Annotated in this window: 22 protein-coding genes; 16 read left to right on the forward strand and 6 right to left on the reverse strand. The window is 68.0% G+C overall.

Annotated features, from left to right (window positions below):
* Window positions 1–62: 62 nt before the first annotated feature.
* The gene (locus ABNQ40_RS07385) at window positions 63–1,055 is read right to left on the reverse strand and encodes a LysR family transcriptional regulator (protein WP_109047915.1); all 993 of its coding nucleotides are present in this window, start codon (window positions 1,053–1,055) and stop codon (window positions 63–65) included.
* Window positions 1,056–1,246: 191 nt separating this feature from the next.
* Between ABNQ40_RS07385 and ABNQ40_RS07390 the strand changes: the two genes are divergently transcribed.
* The 3 genes from ABNQ40_RS07390 to ABNQ40_RS07400 all read left to right on the forward strand — a co-directional run bounded on the left by ABNQ40_RS07390 (window position 1,247) and on the right by ABNQ40_RS07400 (window position 3,537).
* Window positions 1,247–2,419, forward strand: a complete 1,173-nt coding sequence (locus tag ABNQ40_RS07390; protein ID WP_109047916.1) for a mandelate racemase/muconate lactonizing enzyme family protein — start codon at window positions 1,247–1,249, stop codon at window positions 2,417–2,419.
* Between the two features lie 133 nt (window positions 2,420–2,552).
* Window positions 2,553–2,732 (forward strand): hypothetical protein, encoded by a 180-nt coding sequence (locus ABNQ40_RS07395; protein ID WP_391345943.1) that lies wholly within the window; start codon window positions 2,553–2,555, stop codon window positions 2,730–2,732.
* A 250-nt stretch (window positions 2,733–2,982) separates the two neighbouring features.
* On the forward strand, window positions 2,983–3,537 hold the full coding sequence (locus tag ABNQ40_RS07400) for a carbonic anhydrase (RefSeq protein ID WP_109490707.1): 555 nt from the start codon (window positions 2,983–2,985) through the stop codon (window positions 3,535–3,537).
* Between the two features lie 60 nt (window positions 3,538–3,597).
* Here ABNQ40_RS07400 and nadC read toward each other — a convergent pair whose 3' ends face one another.
* From nadC to nadA, 3 genes are all read right to left on the reverse strand, one after another.
* Window positions 3,598–4,431, reverse strand: coding sequence for a carboxylating nicotinate-nucleotide diphosphorylase (gene nadC / locus ABNQ40_RS07405; RefSeq protein WP_109047918.1), 834 nt, complete (start codon window positions 4,429–4,431; stop codon window positions 3,598–3,600).
* Window positions 4,416–6,065, reverse strand: coding sequence for an L-aspartate oxidase (locus tag ABNQ40_RS07410; RefSeq protein ID WP_391345946.1), 1,650 nt, complete (start codon window positions 6,063–6,065; stop codon window positions 4,416–4,418). The genes nadC and ABNQ40_RS07410 overlap by 16 nt, the downstream gene beginning before the upstream one ends.
* Window positions 6,066–6,276: 211 nt before the next feature.
* Entirely contained in the window at window positions 6,277–7,287 is a 1,011-nt protein-coding gene (gene nadA / locus ABNQ40_RS07415; RefSeq protein WP_109051599.1) for a quinolinate synthase NadA, read from the reverse strand.
* 170 nt (window positions 7,288–7,457) lie between these two features.
* Between nadA and ABNQ40_RS07420 the strand changes: the two genes are divergently transcribed.
* From ABNQ40_RS07420 to ABNQ40_RS07475, 12 genes are all read left to right on the forward strand, one after another.
* Window positions 7,458–7,664, forward strand: coding sequence for a hypothetical protein (locus tag ABNQ40_RS07420; RefSeq protein WP_109051600.1), 207 nt, complete (start codon window positions 7,458–7,460; stop codon window positions 7,662–7,664).
* Between the two features lie 144 nt (window positions 7,665–7,808).
* The gene (locus tag ABNQ40_RS07425) at window positions 7,809–8,417 is read left to right on the forward strand and encodes a molecular chaperone (protein WP_109051601.1); all 609 of its coding nucleotides are present in this window, start codon (window positions 7,809–7,811) and stop codon (window positions 8,415–8,417) included.
* Window positions 8,414–8,650 (forward strand): twin-arginine translocation signal domain-containing protein, encoded by a 237-nt coding sequence (locus tag ABNQ40_RS07430; RefSeq protein WP_109051602.1) that lies wholly within the window; start codon window positions 8,414–8,416, stop codon window positions 8,648–8,650. Before ABNQ40_RS07425 ends, ABNQ40_RS07430 begins: the two co-directional genes overlap by 4 nt.
* 20 nt (window positions 8,651–8,670) lie before the next feature.
* Window positions 8,671–11,583 carry a formate dehydrogenase subunit alpha gene (locus ABNQ40_RS07435; RefSeq protein WP_109051603.1) on the forward strand — a complete coding sequence of 971 codons (2,913 nt, stop codon included), beginning with the start codon at window positions 8,671–8,673 and terminating at the stop codon, window positions 11,581–11,583.
* A 22-nt stretch (window positions 11,584–11,605) separates the two neighbouring features.
* Window positions 11,606–12,241 (forward strand): formate dehydrogenase FDH3 subunit beta, encoded by a 636-nt coding sequence (gene fdh3B / locus ABNQ40_RS07440; protein WP_109051604.1) that lies wholly within the window; start codon window positions 11,606–11,608, stop codon window positions 12,239–12,241.
* 36 nt (window positions 12,242–12,277) lie between these two features.
* On the forward strand, window positions 12,278–13,294 hold the full coding sequence (locus ABNQ40_RS07445; RefSeq protein ID WP_109051605.1) for a formate dehydrogenase subunit gamma: 1,017 nt from the start codon (window positions 12,278–12,280) through the stop codon (window positions 13,292–13,294).
* Window positions 13,295–13,463: 169 nt separating this feature from the next.
* A complete protein-coding gene (gene adh / locus ABNQ40_RS07450; RefSeq protein ID WP_098736173.1) occupies window positions 13,464–14,984 on the forward strand; it encodes an aldehyde dehydrogenase in 1,521 nt (506 codons plus the stop codon).
* A gap of 92 nt (window positions 14,985–15,076) precedes the next feature.
* On the forward strand, window positions 15,077–15,469 hold the full coding sequence (locus ABNQ40_RS07455; protein WP_109051606.1) for a DUF779 domain-containing protein: 393 nt from the start codon (window positions 15,077–15,079) through the stop codon (window positions 15,467–15,469).
* Window positions 15,470–15,661: 192 nt separating this feature from the next.
* Window positions 15,662–16,798: a nitric oxide-sensing protein NosP gene (nosP, locus tag ABNQ40_RS07460; RefSeq protein WP_247880015.1), complete on the forward strand. Its 1,137-nt coding sequence runs from the start codon at window positions 15,662–15,664 to the stop codon at window positions 16,796–16,798.
* A 3-nt stretch (window positions 16,799–16,801) separates the two neighbouring features.
* Window positions 16,802–18,634 carry a hybrid sensor histidine kinase/response regulator gene (locus tag ABNQ40_RS07465; RefSeq protein ID WP_391345955.1) on the forward strand — a complete coding sequence of 611 codons (1,833 nt, stop codon included), beginning with the start codon at window positions 16,802–16,804 and terminating at the stop codon, window positions 18,632–18,634.
* Between the two features lie 69 nt (window positions 18,635–18,703).
* Window positions 18,704–19,423, forward strand: coding sequence for an endonuclease III (gene nth, locus ABNQ40_RS07470; RefSeq protein WP_109490837.1), 720 nt, complete (start codon window positions 18,704–18,706; stop codon window positions 19,421–19,423).
* Window positions 19,424–19,554: 131 nt separating this feature from the next.
* On the forward strand, window positions 19,555–19,740 hold the full coding sequence (locus tag ABNQ40_RS07475; protein ID WP_109048984.1) for a hypothetical protein: 186 nt from the start codon (window positions 19,555–19,557) through the stop codon (window positions 19,738–19,740).
* Between the two features lie 61 nt (window positions 19,741–19,801).
* Here the strand turns inward: ABNQ40_RS07475 and ABNQ40_RS07480 are convergent, their stop codons facing one another.
* Window positions 19,802–21,310 (reverse strand): acetyl-CoA hydrolase/transferase family protein, encoded by a 1,509-nt coding sequence (locus ABNQ40_RS07480; protein ID WP_109048985.1) that lies wholly within the window; start codon window positions 21,308–21,310, stop codon window positions 19,802–19,804.
* 337 nt (window positions 21,311–21,647) lie between these two features.
* On the opposite strand from ABNQ40_RS07480, the gene ABNQ40_RS07485 reads away from it, so the two are divergent.
* A complete protein-coding gene (locus tag ABNQ40_RS07485) occupies window positions 21,648–22,397 on the forward strand; it encodes an AraC family transcriptional regulator (RefSeq protein ID WP_109048986.1) in 750 nt (249 codons plus the stop codon).
* Here the strand turns inward: ABNQ40_RS07485 and ABNQ40_RS07490 are convergent.
* The gene (locus ABNQ40_RS07490) at window positions 22,390–23,076 is read right to left on the reverse strand and encodes an alpha/beta fold hydrolase (protein WP_109048987.1); all 687 of its coding nucleotides are present in this window, start codon (window positions 23,074–23,076) and stop codon (window positions 22,390–22,392) included. The genes ABNQ40_RS07485 and ABNQ40_RS07490 overlap by 8 nt on opposite strands.
* Window positions 23,077–23,162: the final 86 nt, after the last annotated feature.

Here is a 23,162-nt window from a genome sequence, read left to right on the forward strand (position 1 = left end):
TCGCTTCGGTGGAGAAGCTTTGTCGGGAATGTCAACGATCAAAGTGACTTGGGGGTAAAGGGTCACAACTCTTTTTCGGCGGTTGCTTCTGATCCGGCAACCTGCGCGGCGGGCTCCGGCGGCGACTCGGCGTTCCGCCACAGGGCGGCTTCGACCGCCAGCGTCCAGAAGCTTTCGGCCGCCTTGCTCTGGCGGGCGCGCGGGCGGACCAGCCGGATCTGCACCGGCACGGTCCAGCGTTCGTCGCCGGAAGGCACACCGGCGCGCACCAGGGAGCCGCGCGCCAGATCCTCGACGATCAGGCTTTCCGGCAACCAGGCCACGCCGCGCCCGTCGCGCGCCAGCGTGCGCAGAACCGCGGCAAGATGGGAGGTGAAGACGGTGTCGAGCGCGGTCGGCAGCGGCTGCGCCGCCCGCACCGCCTCCAGGATGCGGCCCATGCCGGATTCGCGGCTGTAGGACAAATGCGGCAGCGGTGTGTCCTGACCGTCCGCCAGCAGATGGCGCGGCCGGCCGCCGGCATCGGGGGCGGTCACCGCCAGCAGCCGGTCGCCGCCGACGACGACGGAGCGGAAGGACTCCGCATCCAGCCGGCCGGCCGCCGCCGGATGGGCGTGGCAGAGCAGGAACTGCGCCTGGCCTGCCAGCATCAGCCGCTCGCAGGCCTCCAGGCTGTCCGACGACAGGGTGATGGCGCCCAGCCTTGCGCGGGCTTCCAGCGCCCGCAGCCAGGACGGGAAGAAGGTCAGCGACAGCGCATGGGTGGCGGCGAAACGCAGGGTCGCCGCTTCCGACTGGGCGGCGAGCCGGGCCTCTTCCCGGCCTTGCAGCAGGCGGCGCACGGTTTCGTCGGCGAAGGGGCGGAAGCGCCGCCCGGCTTCCGTCAGGGTCACCGGCTGTCCGCTGCGGTCGAACAGCGGGGTGCCGGCCCAATCCTCCAGCGCGCGGATGCGGCGGCTGAAGGCCGGTTGGGTCAGGTGGCGCATGTCGGCGGCGCGGGAGAAGTTGCCGCAATCCACCAGCGCCAGGAAATCGTCGAGCCAGGAGAGTTCCATCGCCCAATCTTCGTCACGTCTGCCGGGCCGGCCCGGTGCCTGTAGGCGCCCGATTTCTCTGGGCGCCCACCCTCCGGCCACCCTATGCCGAACCCGCATGATGCGTTCCGACCTTGGCATTGGCCCGGCGGCCCGCAACATCCCTACAGTGCCGGCACGAAACGCGCCACCACGCTGCAAGGGAAACCGCCATGCGCATCGTCGAAATCCGCGAGCAGACCGCCGGCATCAAGTCCGACATCGCCAACGCCTTCATCGATTTCAGCCAGATGACGTGCAGCGTCGTCGCGGTGGTCACCGACGTGGTGCGCGATGGCAAGCCGGTGATCGGCTACGGCTTCAATTCGAACGGCCGTTATGCGGCGGGCGGGCTGCTGCGCGAGCGCTTCATCCCCCGGCTGATGTCGGCGGCCCCCGACAGCCTGCTCGACGACACGGGTGAAAATCTCGACCCGTTCCGCATCTGGGCGCGGCTGATGACCAACGAGAAGCCGGGCGGCCATGGCGAGCGCTCCGTTGCCGTCGGCACCATCGACATGGCTGTGTGGGATGCCGTGGCGAAGATCGCCGGCGTGCCGCTCTACCGCCTGCTGGCCGACCGGTTCCGCGGCGGTGTGGCCGATGACAGCGTCTGGGTCTATGCCGCCGGCGGCTATTACTATCCCGGCAAGGATGTGACGGCGCTTCAGGACGAGATGCGCAGCTACCGCGACCGCGGCTACAAGGTCGTGAAGATGAAGATCGGCGGCGCCCCGCTGGAGGAGGATCTCCGCCGGATCGACGCGGTGCTGGAGGTGGTCGGGTCGGGCGAGAACCTGTGCGTCGATGCCAACGGCCGCTTCGACCTCGCCACCGCCGTCAAATACGCCGAGGCGCTGAAGCCCTACGGCCTGTTCTGGTACGAGGAGGCCGGCGATCCGCTGGACTATGCGTTGCAGGCCGAACTCGCCGCCCATTACGACCGGCCGATGGCGACGGGCGAGAACCTGTTCTCCCACCAGGACGCCCGCAACCTGATCCGCCATGGCGGCATGCGGCCCGACCGCGACTGGCTGCAATTCGACTGCGCGCTGAGCTACGGTCTGGTGGAGTATCTGCGCACGCTGGACATGCTGAAGGACAATGGCTGGTCCAGCCGGCGGGTGGTGCCGCATGGCGGGCACCAGATGTCTCTGAACATCGCCGCCGGCCTGCATCTGGGCGGCAACGAATCCTATCCGGACGTCTTCAAGCCCTTCTGCGGTTTCGCCGACGGTATCGCAGTCGAGGATGGCCGCGTGCGGCTGCCCGATCTGCCCGGCGTCGGTTTCGAAGCGAAGTCGGAACTGTTCGCGACGATGAGCGGGCTGCTGGAAACCCGATAACAGCGCTCAGGTTCAAGGCCCGGACCTGTTCCATTGGGAGACGGCGTCGCCGATGTTCGAATCGGCCATTGACCAAGCGCTGCACTGTGTCAATCTGTTGGAGGTCGCAACGTTTCAGAAAGGAGGTGATCCAATGTCTCATGGAGCCAGTCCGGTCGTCGCCGCTTTGTTCGGTCTCGCCACTCTCCTGACGGCGGGGATCGCCAACGCGGACTGTTCGCCCAACCACAGCGCGAGCGCATCGCCGCCGCCGGCCTCCAGCACCGTCGGGTCGGCAGGAGCACCGGCGCCCAGCAGCACGCGCGGCGGGTGACGGCCCAACGCTGACGACCAGGAAAATCCATGCACAGGAACGGGCCGCTCTTTGCAAAAAGGGCGGCCCGTTTTCATTTCGGCAACGAACCGAATCGGGTTGTGGAGAGCGCTATCCGAAAAATGCCACAAGGATGAATTTTTATTGCTTTTCCATATGGTGGTAGACCCTATATTGAAATTTTTAACAATCCGCTGCCACCATTGCGCGTGAAACCTCGATATGGGTTCGAGGCGTGTTGGAGGGCAAGATGGATCATTCGACCGGTCATCACCATGGCTGCTGCCAGAGCGAACACAGCTCGCGCCGCGGGTTCCTGAAGCTGGCGACATTGGGCGCCGGCGTGACGTTGATGGCACCGATGATGATGAGCCGCCCGGCCCAGGCCGGCAGCGTCGATACCCTTCTGCTGTCCTGCATGGACTATCGCCTGATGGGCCATGTCGCTGGCTACATGAACGCCCGCAACATGCAGGCGAACTACGACCACGTCATTCTGGCCGGTGCCAGCCTGGGCGCGCTGACCGACAAAAAGCCGGCCTGGGGCGACGCCTTCTGGGATCATGTCGCCGTCGCCAAGGAACTTCATCACATCAAGCGCCTGATCGTCATGGATCACCGCGACTGTGGTGCCTACAAGGTCTTTCTCGGCATGGACCTGTCGCCCGACCCGGCGAAGGAGGCCGAGGTGCACGGTCAGTACCTGAGCAAGCTGAGGGCGATGGTAAAAGAACGCCACCCGGACCTTGAGGTCGAACTGCTGCTGATGGGCTTGGACGGCAACGTCGAAAAGCTGGCTGCGTAAGCATTGCGGACCCAGAAAGCCCCTTCTCCTGGTTCGAGAAGGGGCTTTCTGATTCCATCCTCACATATCCAGGCCGAGATCCAGGTTCGGAGCACTGTGGGTCAGCCAGCCGCAGCTGATCATGTCGACGCCGGTCTCGGCGATGGCGCGGACGGTGGCGAGCGTGACGTTGCCCGATGCCTCGGTCAGCAGGCGGCCGTCCACCATCCGCACGGCGCGGCGCAGCGTGTCCGGGTCCATGTTGTCGAGCAGCACGACATCGACCGGCAGGCCCAGCAGCTCGTCCAGCTGGTCGAGCGTGTCGACCTCCACCTCCACCTTCACCATGTGGCCGATGGCGGCGCGGACGCGCTCCACCGCCGGGCGCACGCCGCCGGCGACGGCGATGTGGTTGTCCTTGATCAGCACCGCGTCATCCAGCCCGAAACGGTGGTTGAAGCCGCCGCCCAGCTTGACCGCATGCTTTTCCAGAACGCGCAGGCCGGGGGTGGTCTTGCGGGTGCAGACGATGCGTGCCTTCGTGCCCTCCACCTCGCGCACCAGGGCGCGGGTGGCGGTGGCGATGCCGGACAGCCGGCCCATCAGGTTCAGCGCCGTGCGTTCCGCCGTCAGCAGGGCGCGGGCCTTGCCGGTCAGGGTGGCGATGGTGCCGCCGGGGGGCACGTCGTCGCCGTCCGTGCGCTCCACCGTCACCGAAATACCGGGGTCGAGCAGGCGGAAGGCGATCAGCGCCGCCTCCAGCCCGGCGACGCGGCCATCCTTGCGGGCGGCGATGCGGGCGGTCGCCACCGCGTCGGCCGGGATGATGCTGTCGGTGGTGATGTCGCCGGCCCGGCCCAGATCCTCCGCCAGGGCGGCGCGGACGATGGGCTCGACGGTCAGAGGATGCAGCATGCGGCGTCTCCGGGCAGGGGGCCGGCGGTGCCGGCCAGTTCGCTGAGGGTCAGGGTGCGGGAGATGGAGGCGGGGTTCGGCAGGGGATGGTCGCTGCGGCAATGGGCGCCGCAGCTTTCCTCCCGCGCCAGCGCGGCATGGACCACCAGACGGCCGACCAGCAGCCGGTTGCGCGCCTCGCCCCAGTGCCGGACGATCTCGGGCGGAGCCTGGACAGTGCCATAGGCGTCGCCGTCCTCGCAGCGGAGCATGTCCAGCGCCGCCGCCAGCCGGTCGAGCTTGCGCCGGGCGGCCAGCAGCCCCAGACCGTTGCGGACCAGACCGGCCCCGTCATAGAGCGCCGTCCGCGCCTCCGCCCCGATGGCGTCGAGCAGGGCATGGCCGACATCGGCGGCGACCGCCGGCGGGCGGGGTAGTGCGAAGGGCGGCAGCGGCGCCAGGGGACGGTCCGCCACGTCGCGGGCGACGCGGGCGCCGAACACCAGCGCCTCCAGCAGGGAATTGCTCGCCAGCCGGTTGGCGCCGTGGACGCCGGTGCAGGCGACCTCGCCGCAGGCCCACAGCCCCTCCAGGCTGGTCCGCCCGTCGGCGTCGGTGACCACTCCGCCCATATGATAGTGGGCGGCGGGCGCCACCGGCATCGACTCGGCGAAGGGGTCGAGGCCATGCTCGGCGCAGAGCGCCAGGACGGTGGGGAAGCCGCCGGGCTTGGCGGCGAGCGCCGGACGCAGGTCGAGGAACACCGGCTCCCCCGCCGCGACACGCCGGCCGATGGCGCGGGCCACCACGTCGCGCGGCGCCAGCTCCGCCAGCGGATGCTCGTCCGGCATGAAACGGTGGCCCTCGCTGTCGAGCAGCAGGGCGCCCGCCCCGCGCAATGCCTCGGTCAGCAGCGGCACCGGGTCGGCATCGACGGCCAGCGCCGTCGGGTGGAACTGGACGAACTCCAGGTCGGCGAGAGTGGCGCCGGCCCGCGCGGCGATGGCGAGCCCGTCGCCGGTGGCCTCCGCCGGGTTGGTGGTGCGGGCGAAGGTGGCGCCGATGCCGCCGGTCGCCAGGATCACGCGCGGTGCCCGGTGCAGCACCCAGCCCTGCCCATGGCAGGCCAGCAGGCCGCAGACCCGGCCGTTGCGCAGCACGAGATCGACGGCGAAGGCGTCGGTCTCCACCCGCACCGAGGGGGTGGCGCGCAGGCGGTCCGCCAACGCGCTGACCAGGGTGCGTCCGGTGGCGTCGCCGCCGGCATGGACGATGCGCGCAGCACCATGCGCGGCTTCGCGGCCTAGCAGCGGCGAGCCGTCGGGCGCACGGTCGAAGGGCAGGCCGTCCTCCAGCAGCCGGCGGACCTGGGCGGCGCCGTCGCGGGTCAGCAGGGCCGCCATCGCCGCATCGACCAGACCGGCCCCGGCGGCGACGGTGTCGGCGGCATGGTCCTCCGGCCGGTCGCCGGGACCGACGGCGGCGGCGATGCCGCCCTGGGCGTAGAGGCTGGAGCCGCCGGGCAGGCCGGCGGTCTTGGTGATCAGCGTGACCGCGCGCGGCGCCAGTTGCAGCGCCGCGGTCATCCCGGCAAGGCCGGAGCCGACGACGATCACCTCGGCATCGCGGACATCGTAAGGCGTGCTGGAGGTCATGGGGGACTCCTACACAACGCGAGCAGATCCCTTCTCCCCCCAGGGGAGAAGGTTAGGATGAGGGGGTTCGGCGAAGCCGAAGACGTTCGGCAAATGCATCCCCCTCACCCCGACCCTCTCCCCGCTTTCGGCGGACCAAAGGTCCGCCTGTCGCGTCAGCGCAAACGTCGTTTGCGCGAGAGCGGGGGGGGAGAGGGGGAGGTCGACGCGCTCACTTCGGCTTCACCGCCAGCATGCGTTCCACGGAGCGGCGGGCGCGGGCGGCCAGCGCGTCCGGGATCTCGACGCGCGGTTCCAGGGTCCGCAACGAGTCCAGGATGCTCGACAGCGTCACCGTCTTCATGTGCGGGCACAGGTTGCAGGGCCGCACGAACTCCGTCTCGGGCGAGGCGGCGGCGACGTTGTCGCTCATCGAGCATTCGGTGACCATAAGCACCCGCTGCGGCTTCTCGGTGCCGACGAAGTCGATCATGCGGGCGGTGGAGCCGACGAAATCGGCCGCTTCCAGCACGTCGGGCGGACATTCGGGGTGGGCGATCACGGTCAGCCGGTCGAAGCGGCGGCGGAACTCGTCGATCTCGGCGCCGGTGAAGCGCTCATGCACCTCGCAATGGCCCTTCCAGGCGATGATCTCGACCTTGGTCTGGGTGGCGACATACTTCGCCAGATACTCGTCGGGCAGGAAGATCACCCGGTCGACGCCGAGCGATTCCACCACCTCCACCGCGTTGCCCGACGTGCAGCAGATGTCGACCTCCGCCTTCACCTCGGCCGAGGTGTTGACATAGGCCACCACCGGCACGCCGGGATGCGCCTCGCGCAGCAGGCGGACGTCGGCGGCGGTGATGCTGTCGGCCAGCGAGCAGCCGGCGTTGCGGCTGGGGATCAGCACCGTCTTGGCCGGATTGAGCAGCTTCGCCGTCTCCGCCATGAAATGCACGCCGGCCAGCACGATCACATCGGCGTCGGTCTCGGTCGCCTTGGCGGCCAGCGCCAGGCTGTCGCCGACGATGTCGGCCACGCCGTGGAAGATCTCCGGTGTCTGGTAGTTGTGCGCCAGGATGACGGCGTTGCGCTCGCGCTTCAGCTCGTTGATGGCGTGGACCAGCGGGGCGTGGAAGGGCCATTCGATGGCCGGCACGACACGCTTCATGCGGTCGTAGATCGGCGCGGTCGCCGCGGCGACGGCAGGGGTGTAGGCGAGTTCGGCGACCTCGGGCATCGGATGCTCCGCTCTATGCTCGTTCTGAGCAAAACCATATGTGCTCGATTAGAGCATATCAAGCGGAAAAGCGAGGATGGAAACAATCGGCTCCGGGCGGCGTTGTGCGATGGCGGGAAAGGCCGGCATCGCGGCTTTTTCCCCGGTAAGCGCTGTCTGGAGAATCACCGATGAAAGCCTTCCTCGCCGCGCTCTGCGCTATCGTCGTCCTGGCTGGCGGCGCCTGGGCGGTGCTGCCGAGCCTGTTCGCCCGCAGCGCCGATGAGACCTTCGCGTCGAGTGGCGCACGGGTGGGGGAAGAGGCGTCGGTCGCGCACCGCAACTTCTCCGGCCGTCCGCATCCCGACAGCCAGCAGGGCGGCAATCCGCAGAAGTGACACCGCAGGCAGAGCGCAGGGCAGGCGGGAAAAATGGATGACCCCGGCAGGGTAGCCCCGACCGGGTAAGGCAACCTTTGCCCGCGCGGGCCGTTGTTACGGTTCGGGCCTGCCATGGCCTCGAACAGGGCTTGCGGGAGTGTGATGACGGTTCACGATCCGGAAAGCGGCGCGGAGGACTTGCGTGCCGATGTCTACCGGCTGCTGGCGCTGACGCTGGCCGCCCCGCCGGGCGCCGACCTGCTGGCTCTGCTGGGCGGTCTCACCGGCGACACGACGCCGCTCGGCCGGGCCTTCGACGGTCTGGCCGCCCGGGCCAGCGCCACCGATCCACAGGCGGCGGAGCGCGAGTTCAACGCGCTGTTCATCGGCGTCGTCCAGGGCGAACTGGTTCCCTATGCCTCCTACTACCGCACCGGCTTCCTGACCGACCGTCCGCTGTCGGCCCTGCGCGCCGACCTCCAGGCTTTGGGGTTGGAGCGCGCGCCCGACGTGTCGGAGCCGGAGGACCACATCGCCGCGCTCTGCGATGTGATGGCCGTGCTGATCCGCGAGGGGGCCGATCCGGTGGTGCAGCGCCACATGCTGGACAGCCACCTGACGCCCTGGGCCGGGCGCTTCTTCCAGGATTTGGAAAAGGCGGAGGCGGCCGGCCTCTACCGCCCGGTCGGCACCATCGGCCGCCTGTTCCTGGAGATCGAGCAGGAGGCCCTGAACAGACAGATCGACCAGATGGAGGGAGCCGACGCATGAAGTCGCAGCAAAACCCACCGCAAGACCCGCCCCGCAACGGCCCCGCACGCAATCCCCTGCAACGCCGCGACATCCTGAAGACGCTTGGCCTGGGTGCGGCCGGCGCCGCCGCAGCCACCATGCTTCCGGTGGGGGACGAGGCGCAGGCGATGGAATCGCCGCAGGAGCAGGTGAAGGCCCGCTACCGCGAAACCGAACACGTCAAGCGCTTCTACGCGCTGAACCGCCTCTAAGGGCGATCCGGAGAATGTCCATGCTGGTCAAACGCAGCTCGGCGAAAACGGCAGGCGGAAAGCGGTCCGGTCTGGTCACCGCCCTGGCCAACAGCCTGGAATCGGGCGTCAGCCGCCGCGGGTTCCTGCGCCGCTCCGGCCTTGCCGCGGGCGGCATCGCCGCCGTCGGCGCGCTGCCGGGTGCCATGATCCGCAAGGCGGAGGCCGGTCCCATCCTGCCGAATGTCGAGGTGGTGACGCGCAAGAACGTCTGCACCCACTGTTCGGTCGGCTGCACGGTGATCGCGGAGGTGCAGAACGGCGTCTGGGTCGGGCAGGAGCCGGGCTGGGAAAGCCCTATCAACCAGGGCACACACTGCGCCAAGGGCGCTTCGGTGCGCGAACTGACCAAGGGCACCCGCCGCGTCAAATACCCGCTCAAGCTGGTGGATGGCGTCTGGCAGCGGATTGGCTGGGATCAGGCGATCGAGGAGATCGGCAACCAGCTGATGGACATCCGCAAGGCGTCGGGGCCGGACGCGGTGTTCTGGCTTGGCTCGGCCAAATTCTCCAACGAGGGCGCCTATCTCTACCGCAAGCTCGCGGCCTTCTGGGGGACCAACAACGTCGATCATCAGGCGCGCATCTGCCACTCCACCACGGTCGCCGGCGTGGCGAACACGTGGGGCTACGGCGCCATGACCAACAGCTACAACGACATCCAGAATTCAAAGGCGCTGGTGATCGTCGGCGGCAACCCGGCCGAGGCGCACCCGGTGTCGATGCAGCACATGCTGCGCGGCAAGGAGCACAACCGCGCCCCCTTCATCGTCATCGACCCGCGCTTCACCCGCACCGCCGCGCATGCCACCGAATATGTCCGCATCCGTCCCGGCACCGACATTCCGGTCGCCTGGGGCCTGCTGTGGCACATCTTCGAAAACGGCTGGGAGGACAAGGAGTACATTCGCCAGCGCGTCTACGGCATGGACGAGATCCGCGCCGAGGTGAAGAAGTGGACTCCGGAAGAGGTGGAGCGGGTGACCGGCGCCCCCGGATCGCAGCTTCGCCGCGTGGCGGAGGCGCTGGCGAAGAACAAGCCCAGCACGGTGATCTGGTGCATGGGCGTCACCCAGCACACGGTCGGCACCGCCAATGTCCGCGCCCTGTCGATCCTGCAACTGGCGTTGGGCAACATCGGCGTGGCCGGCGGCGGCGCCAACATCTACCGCGGCCACTGCAACGTGCAGGGCGCCACCGACTTCGGCCTCGATGTCAGCACGCTGCCCGCCTATTACGGGCTGGCGGAAGGGGCGTGGAAGCATTTCGCCCGCGCCTGGGACGTCGAATACGACTATCTGAAGGGCCGCTTCGCCACCAAGGATCTGATGGAGGCCAAGGGCATCCCGACCACGCGCTGGTTCGATGCCGTGCTGGCCAAGCCGGGCGAGATCGACCAGCCCAGCCCCTTGCGCGCCATGATGTGCTTCGGCCATGGCGGCAACACCGTCACCCGCATGCCGGAGATGGTGAAGGGTCTGGAGAAGCTCAGCCTGCTGGTCATCGCCGACCCGCACCCGACCACCTTCGCTGCCATCAAGGAGCGGCGCAACGGCACCTACATCCTGCCGGCCTGTTCCCAGTTCGAGACCGACGGGTCGCGCACCTGCTCCAACCGCTCGATGCAGTGGGGGGAGAAGGTGGTGGAGCCGATCTTCGAATCGAAGGACGACTACACCATCATCTATCTGCTGGCGCGCAAGCTGGGCTTCGCCGACGAGATGTTCAAGCACATCACGGTGGAGAAGGACCGGCCGGTGCCGGAGGACATCCTGCGCGAGATGAACCGCAGCTGCCTGTCCATCGGCGCCACCGGCCAGTCGCCGGAACGGCTGAAGATGCACATGAAGCATCAGGCCGATTTCGACAAGATCACCATGCGGGCCGCCTCCGGTCCCTGCGCCGGCGACTATTACGGCCTGCCCTGGCCCAGCTGGGGCCATCCGGAGATCCGGCATCCGGGATCGGCCGTGCTCTACGACACCTCCAAACATGTGATGGACGGGGGCGGCGTCTTCCGCGCCCGCTTCGGGGTGGAGCGCAACGGCGTCTCGCTGCTGGCCGACGGCTCCTATTCGAAGGGGTCGGAGATCGAGGACGGCTATCCCGAATTCACCATGGCCGTGCTGAAGAAGCTGGGCTGGGACAAGGACCTGACGCCGGACGAGATGCGCGTCATCCAGGCCATCAGCGGCGGCGGGGCCGAGGTGGACAATGTCAGCTGGCAGACCGACCTGTCGATGGGCATCATCCGCGTCGCGCTGAAGCATGGTTGCGTGCCGCACGGCAACGCCAAGGCGCGCGCCGTCGCCTGGAACCTGCCCGACCCGGTGCCGGTCCACCGCGAGCCGATCTATTCCCCGCGCCCCGATCTGGTGAAGGCCTTCCCGGCCATCGAAGACCGGCGCGACTTCCGTCTGGTCCAGCTTGCCCGCTCGTTGCAGTTCAAGGTGGCGGACAGCGACCTGCGCCAGCGCTTCCCCATGGTGCTGACCTCCGGCCGGCTGGTCGAGTACGAGGGCGGCGGCGAGGAAACCCGGTCCAACCCCTGGCTGGCCGAGTTGCAGCAGTCGATGTTCGCGGAGATCAACACCAGGGACGCCGAGCGGCTGAACATCAGGGACGGCGCCTGGGTCTGGGTCTATGGGCCGGAGGACGGCAGCAAGGCCAAGGTCAAGGCGCTGGTGACCGACCGCGTCGGCGGCGGCACGGTGTTCATGCCCTTCCACTTCTCCGGATTCTGGCAGGGCGACAGTCTGCGCGGCAACTACCCGCCCGACACCGACCCCATCGTGCTGGGCGAGCCGGTGAACGGGGTGACGACCTACGGCTACGACCCCGTCACCTTCATGCAGGAAACCAAGGTCACCCTCTGCCGGGTCGAGCCGGCATGACGTACGGGAGCTGAACAGAACAATGGCCCGGATGAAGTTCCTGTGCGACGCCGAACGCTGCATCGAATGCAACGCCTGCGTCACCGCCTGCAAGAACGAGCATGAGGTGCCGTGGGGCATCAACCGCCGCCGGCTGGTCACGCTGAACGACGGCAAGCCGGGCGAGCGGTCGATCTCCATGGCCTGCATGCATTGCAACGACCCGCCCTGCGCCGCGGTCTGCCCGGTCGACTGCTTCCTGCAAACGGCTGATGGCGTCGTGCTGCACAGCAAGGATTTGTGCATCGGCTGCGGCTACTGCTTCTACGCCTGCCCGTTCGGCGCGCCGCAATTTCCGCGCACCACCGACTTCGGCAGCCGCGGCAAGATGGACAAATGCACCTTCTGCGCCGGCGGCCCCGAACCGGACGGCAGCGTCGAGGAATACCAGAAATACGGCGCCAACCGGTTGGCCGAGGGCAAGTTGCCCTTGTGCGCGGAGATGTGTTCCACCCGCGCGCTGATGGCCGGCGACGGGGCGGTGCTGGCCGACATCTATCAGGAACGCTCGCTGCGCCGCGGCTATGGCTCGGGCGCGCCGGGCTGGTCGACCGCCTATGGCCGCAACGACCGCGGCTCCCCCTTCGCCCCCGGCGGGCCGGGCACGGGAGGGGCGTAAGCGCCCCCGCAAGAAAGATCATACCGGGAGACCACCATGCGCCCCACCAGACTCCCCCTGCACGCCCTGCTGCTTTTGATTGCCCTGCTGGCCGTCGAGAGTCTGGCCGCTCCGACTTTCGCACAAGCGCAGCTCACCCAGGTGCCCGGCCAGAACTCGCCGACCAGCAAGGAGCAGGTGCCGCTCTATGTCCCGCAGGACGACAAGCTGATCGGCCGCGTCAGCATCCCGGACGAAAAGCTGGCGGTGCTGGTCCAGCCGGAAGGGCGGGAATGGCGGGAATGGCGCACCCACACGCTGCGGCTGGCGATCGGCGGGCTTGCCATCGGCATGACGGCGGTGCTGGCGATCTTCTTCCTCTATCGCGGCACCATCCGCATCCATGGCGGCAAGTCGGGGCGGCTGGTGCTGCGCTTCAACGGGCTGGACCGCTTCGCCCATTGGACGACGGCGGTCAGCTTCCTGCTCATGGCGCTGACCGGGGTGATCATGACCTTCGGACGGCCGCTGCTGATCCCGCTGATCGGCCATCAGGCCTTCACGCCGCTGGCGGAATATGCCAAGTCGATCCACAACTTCGTCAGCGTGCCCTTCGTCGTCGGGCTGCTGATGATCATGGGCCTGTGGCTGCGCGACAACATCCCGGAGAAGGCCGACTGGACCTGGATCAGGACGGCGGGTGGCCTCTTTTCCAAGGCCGGCGGACAGCATCCGGAGGCCGGGCGCTTCAACGCCGGGCAGAAGCTGGTGTTCTGGAGCATCGTGCTGGGCGGCATCGGCATGGCGGCCACCGGCTATCTGCTGATGGTGCCCTTCGCCGTCTCCGGGATCGGCGGCATGCAGATCATGCACGTCATCCACGGGCTGCTGGCGGCGGGCCTAATTGCCGCGGTGATCGGCCACATCTACATCGGCACCATCGGCATGGAGGGCGCCTTCGACGCCATGGGCTGCGGCGAGGTCGACGAGAACTGGGCGATGGAGCATCACCGCCGCTGGTATCAGGAGCAGCTGCGCAAAGGCTATGTCGAGGGTCGCCAGCCGGCGGAATGAGGTGCTGCAACGATGCGTTCATAGGGCGGGATACGAACAATCCCACCCGCCGACCGTCTCCTTCCATAGTACAATTTACCCCCTCCCTCTCAGAGTGGCTGAATGGCCCTCGACAAACGCGCTGGACCGGAGACCTGACCGGTTCACCACACTGAGAGGAACGGCCCAAATGCTCCACCAGGCTCTCGACACGCTCCAGAAGCAGATCGCGCTCCGCCCCCGCTACGACAACTATATCGGTGGTCAGTGGGTTGCGCCGGTGGATGGCCAATACTTCACCAATCTCACCCCGATCACCGGCAAGCCGCTGTGCGAGATCGCCCGCTCCCAGGCCGCCGACGTGGAGCTGGCGCTCGACGCCGCCCACGCCGCCAAGGATGCCTGGGGCCGCACCTCGCCGACCGAACGCTCGAACATCCTGCTGAAGATCGCCGACCGCATGGAAGAGCGGCTGGAGGTCATCGCGCTGGCCGAGACGCTGGACAACGGCAAGCCGATCCGCGAGACCCGCGCCGCCGACGTGCCGCTCGCCATCGACCATTTCCGCTACTATGCCGGCTGCATCCGCGCCCAGGAAGGTTCGATCGCTGAGATCGACCACACCACCTACGCCTACCATTTCCATGAGCCGCTGGGCGTCGTCGGCCAGATCATTCCCTGGAACTTCCCGCTGCTGATGGCCGCCTGGAAGCTGGCCCCGGCGCTGGCCGCCGGCAACTGCATCGTGCTGAAGCCGGCTGAGCAGACCCCGATGGCGATCATGGTGCTGGCCGACATCATCGGCGACCTGCTGCCGCCCGGCGTGCTGAACATCGTCAACGGCTTCGGCATCGAGGCCGGCAAGCCGCTCGCCACCAACAAGCGCATCTCGAAGATCGCCTTCACCGGCGAGACCTCGACCGGCCGCCTGATCCTGCAATACGCGTCGGAGAACATCATCCCGTCGACGGTCGAGCTGGGTGGCAAGTCGCCGAACATCTTCTTCGAAGACGTGATGGCCGAGGACGACGAGTTCCTCGACAAGGCGCTGGAAGGCTTCGCGATGTTCGCGCTGAACCAGGGCGAGGTCTGCACCTGCCCGAGCCGCGTCCTCATCCAGAAGTCGATCTACGACCGCTTCATCAAGCTGGCGGTCGAGCGCGTCGCCAAGATCGCCCAGGGCCATCCGCTGGACGGCGGCACCATGATCGGTGCCCAGGCGTCGCAGGAGCAGCTGGAGAAGATCCTCTCCTACATCGAGATCGGCAAGGCCGAGGGCGCCAAGGTTCTGATCGGCGGCGAGCGCGCCCATCTGGGCGGCGAGCTGGAAGGCGGCTACTACGTGCAGCCGACCATCCTCGAAGGCCACAACAAGATGCGCATCTTCCAGGAGGAGATCTTCGGCCCGGTCGTCGCCGTGACGACCTTCGAGACCGAGGAAGAGGCGCTGGCCATCGCCAACGACAGCGAGTTCGGCCTGGGCGCCGGCGTGTGGAGCCGTGACGGCAACCGCGCCTTCCGCATGGGCCGCGGCATCCAGGCCGGCCGCGTGTGGACCAACTGCTACCACCTGTACCCTGCGCACGCCGCCTTCGGCGGGTACAAGAAGTCCGGCATCGGCCGCGAGACGCACAAGATGATGCTCGACCACTACCAGCAGACCAAGAACCTGCTGGTCAGCTACAGCCCGAAAGCGCTCGGCTTCTTCTGAGCCCTGCTCCTCCCTATCGGGCAAACCTGGGCCGGGGGCGTGTCCCCCGGCCTTTTTTCTTTCTCCGTGTGGTTTCGTGATAAAGGACCACCATGATCGCCACAACGCCGACTGACCGCGTCATCGCTACCCCCGAGGCCGTCGCCCTGCTGGACCGGCTTGCCGCGAAGCACGGGCCGCTGATGCTGCACCTGTCGGGCGGCTGCTGCGACGGCTCGGCGCCGCTCTGCCTGCCAAAGGGGGAGTTCAGGATGGGCGGTCGCGACCTGTGCCTGGGGACGGTCGCCGGTGCGCCCTTCTGCATGTCCGACGACACCTTCCAATGGTGGCGCAACACCCAGGTCATCCTGGACGTTATCCAGGCGCGCGGCGGCGGCTTCTCACTGGAGGCGCCGGACGGTATCCGCTTCACCGCCAGGGCCCGCCTGTTCACCGACGAGGAGCTGGCCGGCCTGCCGGATCCGCAACCGGCCGAGACTGTCTAGGAGCCGCCCCGCATCATGTCCTCCTTCACCGGTCCGCGGATTGGTCTTGCCCGCCGCCATCCCTGGAGTACCCTTGCCGGATCGCAACCGCAGACCGGGAGGGAGGCGGCAGGGGCAGCGATGTCCGCACAGGGGAACTCCGCAGACGGTCCCACCGTAAATCGCCCGGTTAGAACGGCATCCGGCGACGGCATGCCGCGCGCCGTCACCCATGCCGAGCGCGCCGACGAGGCGGCGCGGGAACTGCGCGCCGGGCTGGGCGAGGTGGCGCTGGAACTGGTGGTCGTCTTCTGCGCCCCCAGCTATGACCGCGAGGCGCTGGCCGACGCGCTGGCGGCGCAGTTCGGCATGGTGCCGGTGATCGGCTGCACAACGGCGGGGGAGATCGGCCCCGGCGGCTACACCACCAACGCCCTGGTGGCGGTTGGCTTCCCGACCGAGGATTTCTGCATCGTCACCGCGCTCGTGGACCATGTCGACCGCTTCGAGATCGCCGACAGCACCGCCATCGCGCGGTCGCTGCTGTCGCGCCGCGACCGCGCGATGGGAACTCGCCCGGTGCCGCTGGGCGAGGAGGCCCGCAGCTTCGCCATGCTGCTGATCGACGGCCTGTCGATGAGCGAGGAGACGGTGGTCAGCGCGCTGCACAACGCGCTGATCGACATCCCGCTGTTCGGCGCGTCGGCCGGCGACGACCTGCATTTCGAGCGCACCTTCGTCCTGCACGAGGGTGCCTTCCATCCCAATGGCGCGGTGGTGGCGCTGTTCACCACGACGCGGCCCTTCACCGTCTTCCGCACCCAGCATTTCGTCAGCTCCGACCGCAAGATGGTGGTCACCGGCGCCGATCCGCAGCACCGCATCGTCCATGAGATCAATGCCGAGCCGGCGGGCCGCGAATATGCCCGGCTGGTCGGGCTGGAGGGCGAGCCGCTGACCCCGATGATCTTCGCCTCCCACCCGGTCGTGGTGCGGGTCGGCGGCCAGTATCATGTCCGCTCGATCCAGAAGGTGAACGACGACGAGAGCCTGACCTTCTTCTGCGCCATCGACGAGGGCATCGTCCTGACGGTGGCGGAGGGGGTCGATCCGGTTTCCAACTTCGACGGGCTGATCGAGGGCATCGAGGCGGAGGTCGGCGCCCCTGACCTGATCCTCGGCTGCGACTGTATCCTGCGCCGGCTGGAGATGGAGCAGCGGCAGCTGAACGCCGTGATGTCCGACCGGCTGGCCCGTCACCGCGTCGTCGGGTTCTGTGCCTATGGCGAGCAGGTGAACGGCATGCACGTCAACCAGACCTTCACGGGCGTCGCCATCGGAGGACGCTAAGCCATGGCCGGCATGCAAACCCGCAACTGGACACTCGACCCCGCCGACCGCATCGCCGAGCTGGAGCGGGAGAACGCCAAGCTCCAGCGCATCAACAAGGTGCTGATGGACCGCGTCGAGCGGTCGATGGACTTCCAGGGCGGCGCCTTTTCGCTGTTCCAGACCGCCATCGTGCTGGAGCAGAAGATCCGCGAGCGCACGCTGGAGCTGGAACGCGCCCTGCACAAGCTGGAGGACAGCAACCGCGACCTCGCCCGCGCCAAGGAGCTGGCGGACACCATGCGCACCCGCCTGTTCGAGGCGATCGAGTCGGTGAACGAGGGGTTCGCCCTGTTCGACTCATCCGACCGCCTGGTGCTGTGCAATCGCAAATACCTGTCCTACTGGCCGTCGGTGGCGGGCCGCATCCAGGCCGGCATCCGCTTCAACGATCTGGTGGCGATGGTCGCCGCCGCCGGTGCCGTCGCCGAGCCGCCGCCCGACGTCTGGCTGCGCGAGCGGATGGAGCACCGCCACGACCTGAAGGGCGTCTTCCTCAACCGGCTGTCCGACGGGCGCTGGATCCAGGTGAACGAGCGGCGCACCCGCGACGGCGGCATCGTCGGCGTCTACACCGACATCACCGTCATCAAGCGGGAGGAGGAACGGCGGCGCGCGTCCGAACAGGCGGAGAAATCCGCGCTGATGATGCTGAACGACCAGCTTCAGCAGGCGAAATCCCAGGCCGATCAGGCCAACCTGTCCAAGACCCGCTTCATCGCCGCCGCCAGCCACGACCTGTTGCAGCCGTTGAACGCTGCCCGGCTGTTCGTGTCGGCGCTGGCCGATCTGGAACAGCCGGCCGCCAATGCGGAGCTGGTGGACAACATCGACCTCGCGCTGGCGTCGGTGGAGGATCTGCTGTCGGCGCTGCTCGACATCTCCAAGCTCGACGCCGGGGCGGTGACGCCGGAGGTGAGCGACTTCCCGCTGCGCGGCATCCTGGCGCCGCTCGCCACCGAATATGCCGCCGTCGCGGCGGAGCGCGGCATCGACCTGAAGGTGGTGGGATCGGGGGCGGTGGTGCGCAGCGACATGCGGCTGTTGCGCCGGATCGTGCAGAATTTCCTGTCCAACGCGCTGCGCTACGTCCAGGGCGGCCGGGTGGTGGTCGGCTGCCGCCGGACCGGCGACGGCGGCATCCGCATCGAGGTGTGGGACAACGGTCCCGGCATCCCGCGCGACAAGATCGCCGAGATCTTCCAGGAATTCCGCCGCCTCGACACCCCCGTCACCAAGGGGCGCGACCGCGGCATGGGGCTGGGGCTCGCCATCGTCGACCGCGTCGCCCGCATGCTGGACCACCCCATCACTGTGCGCTCGGAGCCGGGCAGGGGCTCCGTCTTCGCCGTCACCGTGCCGCGCGGCACCGAGCGCCGCGCCGTCCGCCCGGCCAGCATCGCCGCCCGGCCGATGACCAACCGGCTGGCCGGCACCTCGGTGCTGGTGCTCGACAACGAGCCGGCGGTGGTGGCGGGGATGGAGGCGCTGCTGCGCGGCTGGGCCTGCGACGTGGTGTCGGCCACCAATGGCGACGAGGCGCTGGCGTTGTTGTCCGGCATGCCGCAGCCGCCGGATCTGCTGATCGCCGACTATCACCTCGACGACGGGGCGTTGGGCGTCAACGAGGTGGCGCGGCTGCGCGCCGCCTGCGGCCGCATCCTGCCCGCCGTGATCGTCACCGCCAACCGCACGCCGGAACTGGCGGACGAGGCCAAGGCGGCCGGCTGCCTGGTGCTGAACAAGCCGGTGAAACCGGCGCAGCTGCGCGCGGTGATGTCGGGGCTGGTGGGGTAGGGCTCTGTGGAAAAGAGAGCGCGATGATTTACCGGTAACGCCTTACCGGTTCGGCTGTTGTCGGTTTTCATGACCGACCCCGCTGCGTTGCGCGACAAGGCGCTCGAAATCCACCGGCTGCTGTGCACCGTCTACGGCTGCCCGGTCGCCTATTTCCACAGCCTCGATCCGCTGAGCGAGCTGGTGTCGTCGCTGCTGTCGCACCGCACCCGCAATGCGGCCTCCGGCGCCGCCTTCAAGGCGCTGCGGCGACGCTGGCCGGATTGGCAGTCGGTGCGCGACGCGCCGGTTGCCGAAGTGGAGGCGACCATCGCCGGCGTCACCTGGCCGGAGCAGAAGGCGCCGCGCATCCAGGCCATCCTGCGCCGCATCACCGAGCGGGTCGGCAGCCTGTCGCTCGACCTGCTGTCCGGCATGCCGGTGCCCGACGCCCGGGCGTGGCTGGAGGAATTGCCGGGTGTCGGACCGAAGACCAGTGCCGCGGTGCTCAGCTTCTCCACTTTGCGGCAGGCGGCGTTGCCGGTGGACAGCCACCATCACCGCGTCGCCGTACGCACTGGACTGATCCCCGCCAGTCTCGCCGTCGGCCCGTCCCACGCCGTGCTGTCGGCGCAACTGCCGGAGGGGTGGGACGCACAGCAGGTCTATGACAACCACGAGGTCATGATGCTGCACGGCCAGCGCTGCTGTTACCACCATGCGCCGGCCTGCGACCGCTGCGTGCTGCTGCGGCTCTGCCCGACAGGACAGGCGCTCCGCCCGCCCGAGGAGGAGCGGGAGAGGGCGTGAAGCCATCCGTTTTGTGCATTGCAACACGCAGCCATTCCCAGAATGCAGGGCCGTTCACCGGCAGCCGGGCGCATAAAAGATTGTGAGGGCGACGAAGACGCCGCTCCGATCTTCATAAGACGAGGCCTGAGGTGATTCACAAGATTTTGGACGCGATCGATGCCATCGTCGCGGAAAAACGGCAGAACGGCCAGCTTGAGGACTGGCTCAAGAGCGGAGCTGCACGCCGTTTCTGCGAGAAGATTTCGTCCGAGCGCAAGCACTATTACCCCGCCCTGCTTCTATACTTGGAGCGCAATAGCGGGCAGCATGTCTGACAGCATATGAGTAACGGGAACGGGCCGCGGCATTCCGCGGCCCGCCCGTTTTTGAGGGGTCCTATTCGGCCGCCAGCGGCGCCGGCATCATGCTGCCGGTCTGCTGGAAGCGGGTGTGCCAGGCGAAGGCTTCCTCCAGCAGGTGCGGGGTGTGGCCGCCGCGCTGAAGCGCCCGCCGGTGATAGTCGGCCGCCAGTTCGCGATAGCTGGGATGGACGCAGTTGCGGATGATCGTCTCCGCCCGTTCGCGCGGCGCCAGCCCGCGCAGGTCGGCCAGCCCGACCTCCGTCACCAGCACATCGACGTCATGCTCGTTGTGGTCGACATGGGTGACCATCGGCACGACGCTGGAAATGGCGCCGCCCTTGGCCAGCGACTTGGTGACGAAGATGGCGAGGTGGCTGTTGCGGGCGAAGTCGCCGGAACCGCCGATGCCGTTCATCATCTGCGTGCCGTTGACATGGGTGGAATTGACGTTGCCGTAGATGTCGCACTCCAGCGCCGTGTTGATGCCGATGACACCCAGGCGGCGGATCACCTCCGGATGGTTGGAGATCTCCTGCGGCCGCAGCAGCAGCCGGCCCTTGTAGGAGCCGATCTTCGGCAGCACCTCGGCATATTTCCCGGCGCTGAGCGTGATCGAGGAACCCGAGGCGAAATTCAGCTTGCCGGCGTCGAACAGCTCGAAGGTGCTGTCCTGCAGCACCTCGCTGTACATGGTCAGGTCGTGGAACGGCCCGTCGATCAGCCCGTGCAGCACCGCGTTGGCGATGGTGCCGATGCCGGCCTGGAGCGGCGCCAGCGACCGGCCGAGCCGGCCCTGCCTTACCTCGCGGCCGAAGAACCCGATCAGGTGGCCGGCGATGGCGTTGGTCTCGTCATCGGGCGGCAGGATGCTGGCGGAGCTGTCCTGTTTGCGCGTTACCACGATGGCGGCGATCTTCGACGGATCGATGGGGATGTAGGGCAGGCCGGCCCGGCTCTCCGCCGTCACCACCGGGATCGGCTCGCGGAAGGGGCGGCGCGTCGGGATGTAGACGTCGTGCATCCCCTCCAGATCCAGCGGCTGGGTCAGATTCAGCTCGATGATGATCTTCTCGGCCAGGATGGCGAAGGTCGCCGAATTGCCGATGGAGGTGGTCGGCACGATCCCGCCGGTGTCGGTGATGGCGCAGGCCTCGATCACCGCGACATCGACCGGCCCCATCTGGCGCGAGCGCAGCAACTCCACCGTTTCCGACAGATGCTGGTCGACGAACATCACCTCGCCGCGGTTGATCGCCTTGCGCAGCACCGGATCGGCCTGGAAGGGCAGGCGGCGCGACAGCACCCCGGCCTCCGTCAGGATCCTGTCGACGTCGTTGCCCAGCGAGGCGCCGGTCATCAGCGTGATCTTCAGCTTCTCCGACGCGGCGCGCTCGGCCAGCGCCAGCGGCACCGCCTTGGCGTCGCCGGCGCGGGTGAAGCCGCTCATGCCCACGGTCATGCCGTCCTTGATGAGAAAGGCGGCTTCCTCCGCCGGCACCACCTTGCCCCACAAGGATTTCAGGCGGATGCGATCTCGGTACATCGGGCGTTCCTTTTATGAGTGTTTTTTGTCGGATGACGAACGATCCGTGCCTTGGCGGTCGTTTTTCTTATTTGAAAATACTCATAAAGACGGGCTGTCCGATGCCGCAACTGTTCGTCCGGAATGTCAGATCACGGTGAAGTGAATGGGTGGGCGAATATCGCCATATCCGTTCGAAATGCGGACAAAGACTTCATTCGACTGCTATCGGGATTTGTCGAAACTCAGTTTCGCAAATCGGTATTTGGCGAGCCTTGTCCGGCAACAGGGTGGTTGCCGGCGGAATGGTCGAGGGCGTACCATCGGTCCCTCGAACCGATTTCAGGAGTCCGTCGGCGTGGCGTCCCCGCATCGGCCGACCGTCAGCACCCGCAGTTACGACGGGCACGAACGGCGGCACGCGCATGACCATCACCAGATCGTGCTGCCCATCGTCGGCACCCTCGACATGGAGGTCGGTGGCGCCTGCGGCCGGGTGGGAGACGGGCGCGGCGTTCTGGTGGCGGACGGGGTGCCACACAGTTTCCGCAGCGGCGGCGCCAACCGCTTCGTCGTGCTGGATGTGCCGGCCGCCGGGCTGGTGCCGGAGGCGGCGGTGCGCGCCTGCGATGCCTTCTTCGCCATCGACGGGGCGCTGGATGGGCTGGTGCGCTATCTGGCGGCGGAGGCGGCCGACCGGCCGCTCGACCCTGTGCTGGCCCATCACTCGGCGGGGCTGCTGCTGCGCGCCCTGGAGGCGCGCCAGCCGCCACCTCCCGTATCGCCCGTATCGAAGGATCCCATCGACCGCGCCCTGGCCCTGATGGCGGAGCGCTGCGGCGAAGCGCTGACGGTGGCGGAACTGGCCGCGGCGGCCGGTCTGGCGCCCAGCCGGTTCCATGAACGCTTCCGGGCCCGCACCGGCAGCACTCCGGCCCGCCTGCTGGCAGATCTGCGGCTGGACCGGGCGGAGGCGCTGCTGCGGGACGGTCGCCTGCCGCTGGCGGAGGTGGCGTTGGCGGTCGGCTTCTCCGATCAGAGCGCCCTGACCCGCAGCCTGCGGCGGCGGCGCGGTACCACGCCGGGGGCGGTGCGACGGTCTAGATAGCGCGGGCCGCTTCGACGATCACCGCCGCCACCGCATCGGGGCGCGACAGGTGGGGGGCGTGGCCGCTTTCGACCTCGACCGTCCGTGCGCCGATGCGCGAGGCGGTGGCGCGCAGGAAATCCGGCGGCAGCATGCGATCCTGGCTGGCGACGACATACCAGGCGGGTTTGGTCTTCCAGGCGGCGGTGCCGACCTTGCTGGCGAAGCAGGCTGCCGCGACCGGCCCCTGGGTGGCGGCCAGCAGGGCAGCCTCCTCCGCCGGCAGGTCCTGGGCAAAGTTGCGGGCCATGCCCTCCGGCGTCAGGGTCAGAAAGCGGCCCTTGTCCACCGACACGCCCGACAGGCCGGCCGACGGCGGGAAGGGCTTCAGCGTGTCGTTCGGCGACTGTCCAACATCGGGAGCGAAGGCGGCGACATAGACCAGGGCCTTCACCCGCTCCTGCTCGCCGATCTGGGTGATGACCGCCCCGCCCCAGGAATGGCCGACCAGCACCACCGGCCCCTTGGTCCGGTCGATGGCGCGCTGGACATGGGCGACATCGTCGTCGAGCGAGACCAGCGGGTTCTGCACCGCGACCGCCGCGAACCCTTCCGCCTGCAAGCGGGAAATCACCTGGCCCCAGGAGGACCCGTCGGCGAAGGCGCCATGGACGAGGACGATGGTCGGGTTTGGACTCATGGAAAGGCTCCCATAGGCGGTCGGACCGGCCAGTCAGAGCATAACGGGAACCGGACCGTCCAGCCGCGGAGATCCAGTTTTCCTCT

This window comes from Azospirillum sp. A23 (genome assembly GCF_042938965.1).
Lineage (GTDB): Bacteria > Pseudomonadota > Alphaproteobacteria > Azospirillales > Azospirillaceae > Azospirillum > Azospirillum melinis.

Coding starts and splice junctions, on each gene's coding strand:
- ABNQ40_RS07390 (WP_109047916.1), top strand. CDS start 1,247: ATGCGCATCGTCGAAATCCGCGAGCAGACCGCCGGCATCAAGTCCGAC.
- nosP (WP_247880015.1), top strand. CDS start 15,662: ATGCCGCGCGCCGTCACCCATGCCGAGCGCGCCGACGAGGCGGCGCGG.
- ABNQ40_RS07480 (WP_109048985.1), bottom strand. CDS start 21,310: ATGTACCGAGATCGCATCCGCCTGAAATCCTTGTGGGGCAAGGTGGTG.
- ABNQ40_RS07395 (WP_391345943.1), top strand. CDS start 2,553: ATGTCTCATGGAGCCAGTCCGGTCGTCGCCGCTTTGTTCGGTCTCGCC.
- ABNQ40_RS07420 (WP_109051600.1), top strand. CDS start 7,458: ATGAAAGCCTTCCTCGCCGCGCTCTGCGCTATCGTCGTCCTGGCTGGC.
- nadA (WP_109051599.1), bottom strand. CDS start 7,287: ATGCCCGAGGTCGCCGAACTCGCCTACACCCCTGCCGTCGCCGCGGCG.
- ABNQ40_RS07445 (WP_109051605.1), top strand. CDS start 12,278: ATGCGCCCCACCAGACTCCCCCTGCACGCCCTGCTGCTTTTGATTGCC.
- ABNQ40_RS07400 (WP_109490707.1), top strand. CDS start 2,983: ATGGATCATTCGACCGGTCATCACCATGGCTGCTGCCAGAGCGAACAC.
- ABNQ40_RS07435 (WP_109051603.1), top strand. CDS start 8,671: ATGCTGGTCAAACGCAGCTCGGCGAAAACGGCAGGCGGAAAGCGGTCC.
- ABNQ40_RS07465 (WP_391345955.1), top strand. CDS start 16,802: ATGGCCGGCATGCAAACCCGCAACTGGACACTCGACCCCGCCGACCGC.
- ABNQ40_RS07425 (WP_109051601.1), top strand. CDS start 7,809: ATGACGGTTCACGATCCGGAAAGCGGCGCGGAGGACTTGCGTGCCGAT.
- fdh3B (WP_109051604.1), top strand. CDS start 11,606: ATGGCCCGGATGAAGTTCCTGTGCGACGCCGAACGCTGCATCGAATGC.
- ABNQ40_RS07410 (WP_391345946.1), bottom strand. CDS start 6,065: ATGACCTCCAGCACGCCTTACGATGTCCGCGATGCCGAGGTGATCGTC.
- ABNQ40_RS07490 (WP_109048987.1), bottom strand. CDS start 23,076: ATGAGTCCAAACCCGACCATCGTCCTCGTCCATGGCGCCTTCGCCGAC.
- nadC (WP_109047918.1), bottom strand. CDS start 4,431: ATGCTGCATCCTCTGACCGTCGAGCCCATCGTCCGCGCCGCCCTGGCG.
- nth (WP_109490837.1), top strand. CDS start 18,704: ATGACCGACCCCGCTGCGTTGCGCGACAAGGCGCTCGAAATCCACCGG.
- ABNQ40_RS07385 (WP_109047915.1), bottom strand. CDS start 1,055: ATGGAACTCTCCTGGCTCGACGATTTCCTGGCGCTGGTGGATTGCGGC.
- ABNQ40_RS07455 (WP_109051606.1), top strand. CDS start 15,077: ATGATCGCCACAACGCCGACTGACCGCGTCATCGCTACCCCCGAGGCC.
- ABNQ40_RS07430 (WP_109051602.1), top strand. CDS start 8,414: ATGAAGTCGCAGCAAAACCCACCGCAAGACCCGCCCCGCAACGGCCCC.
- adh (WP_098736173.1), top strand. CDS start 13,464: ATGCTCCACCAGGCTCTCGACACGCTCCAGAAGCAGATCGCGCTCCGC.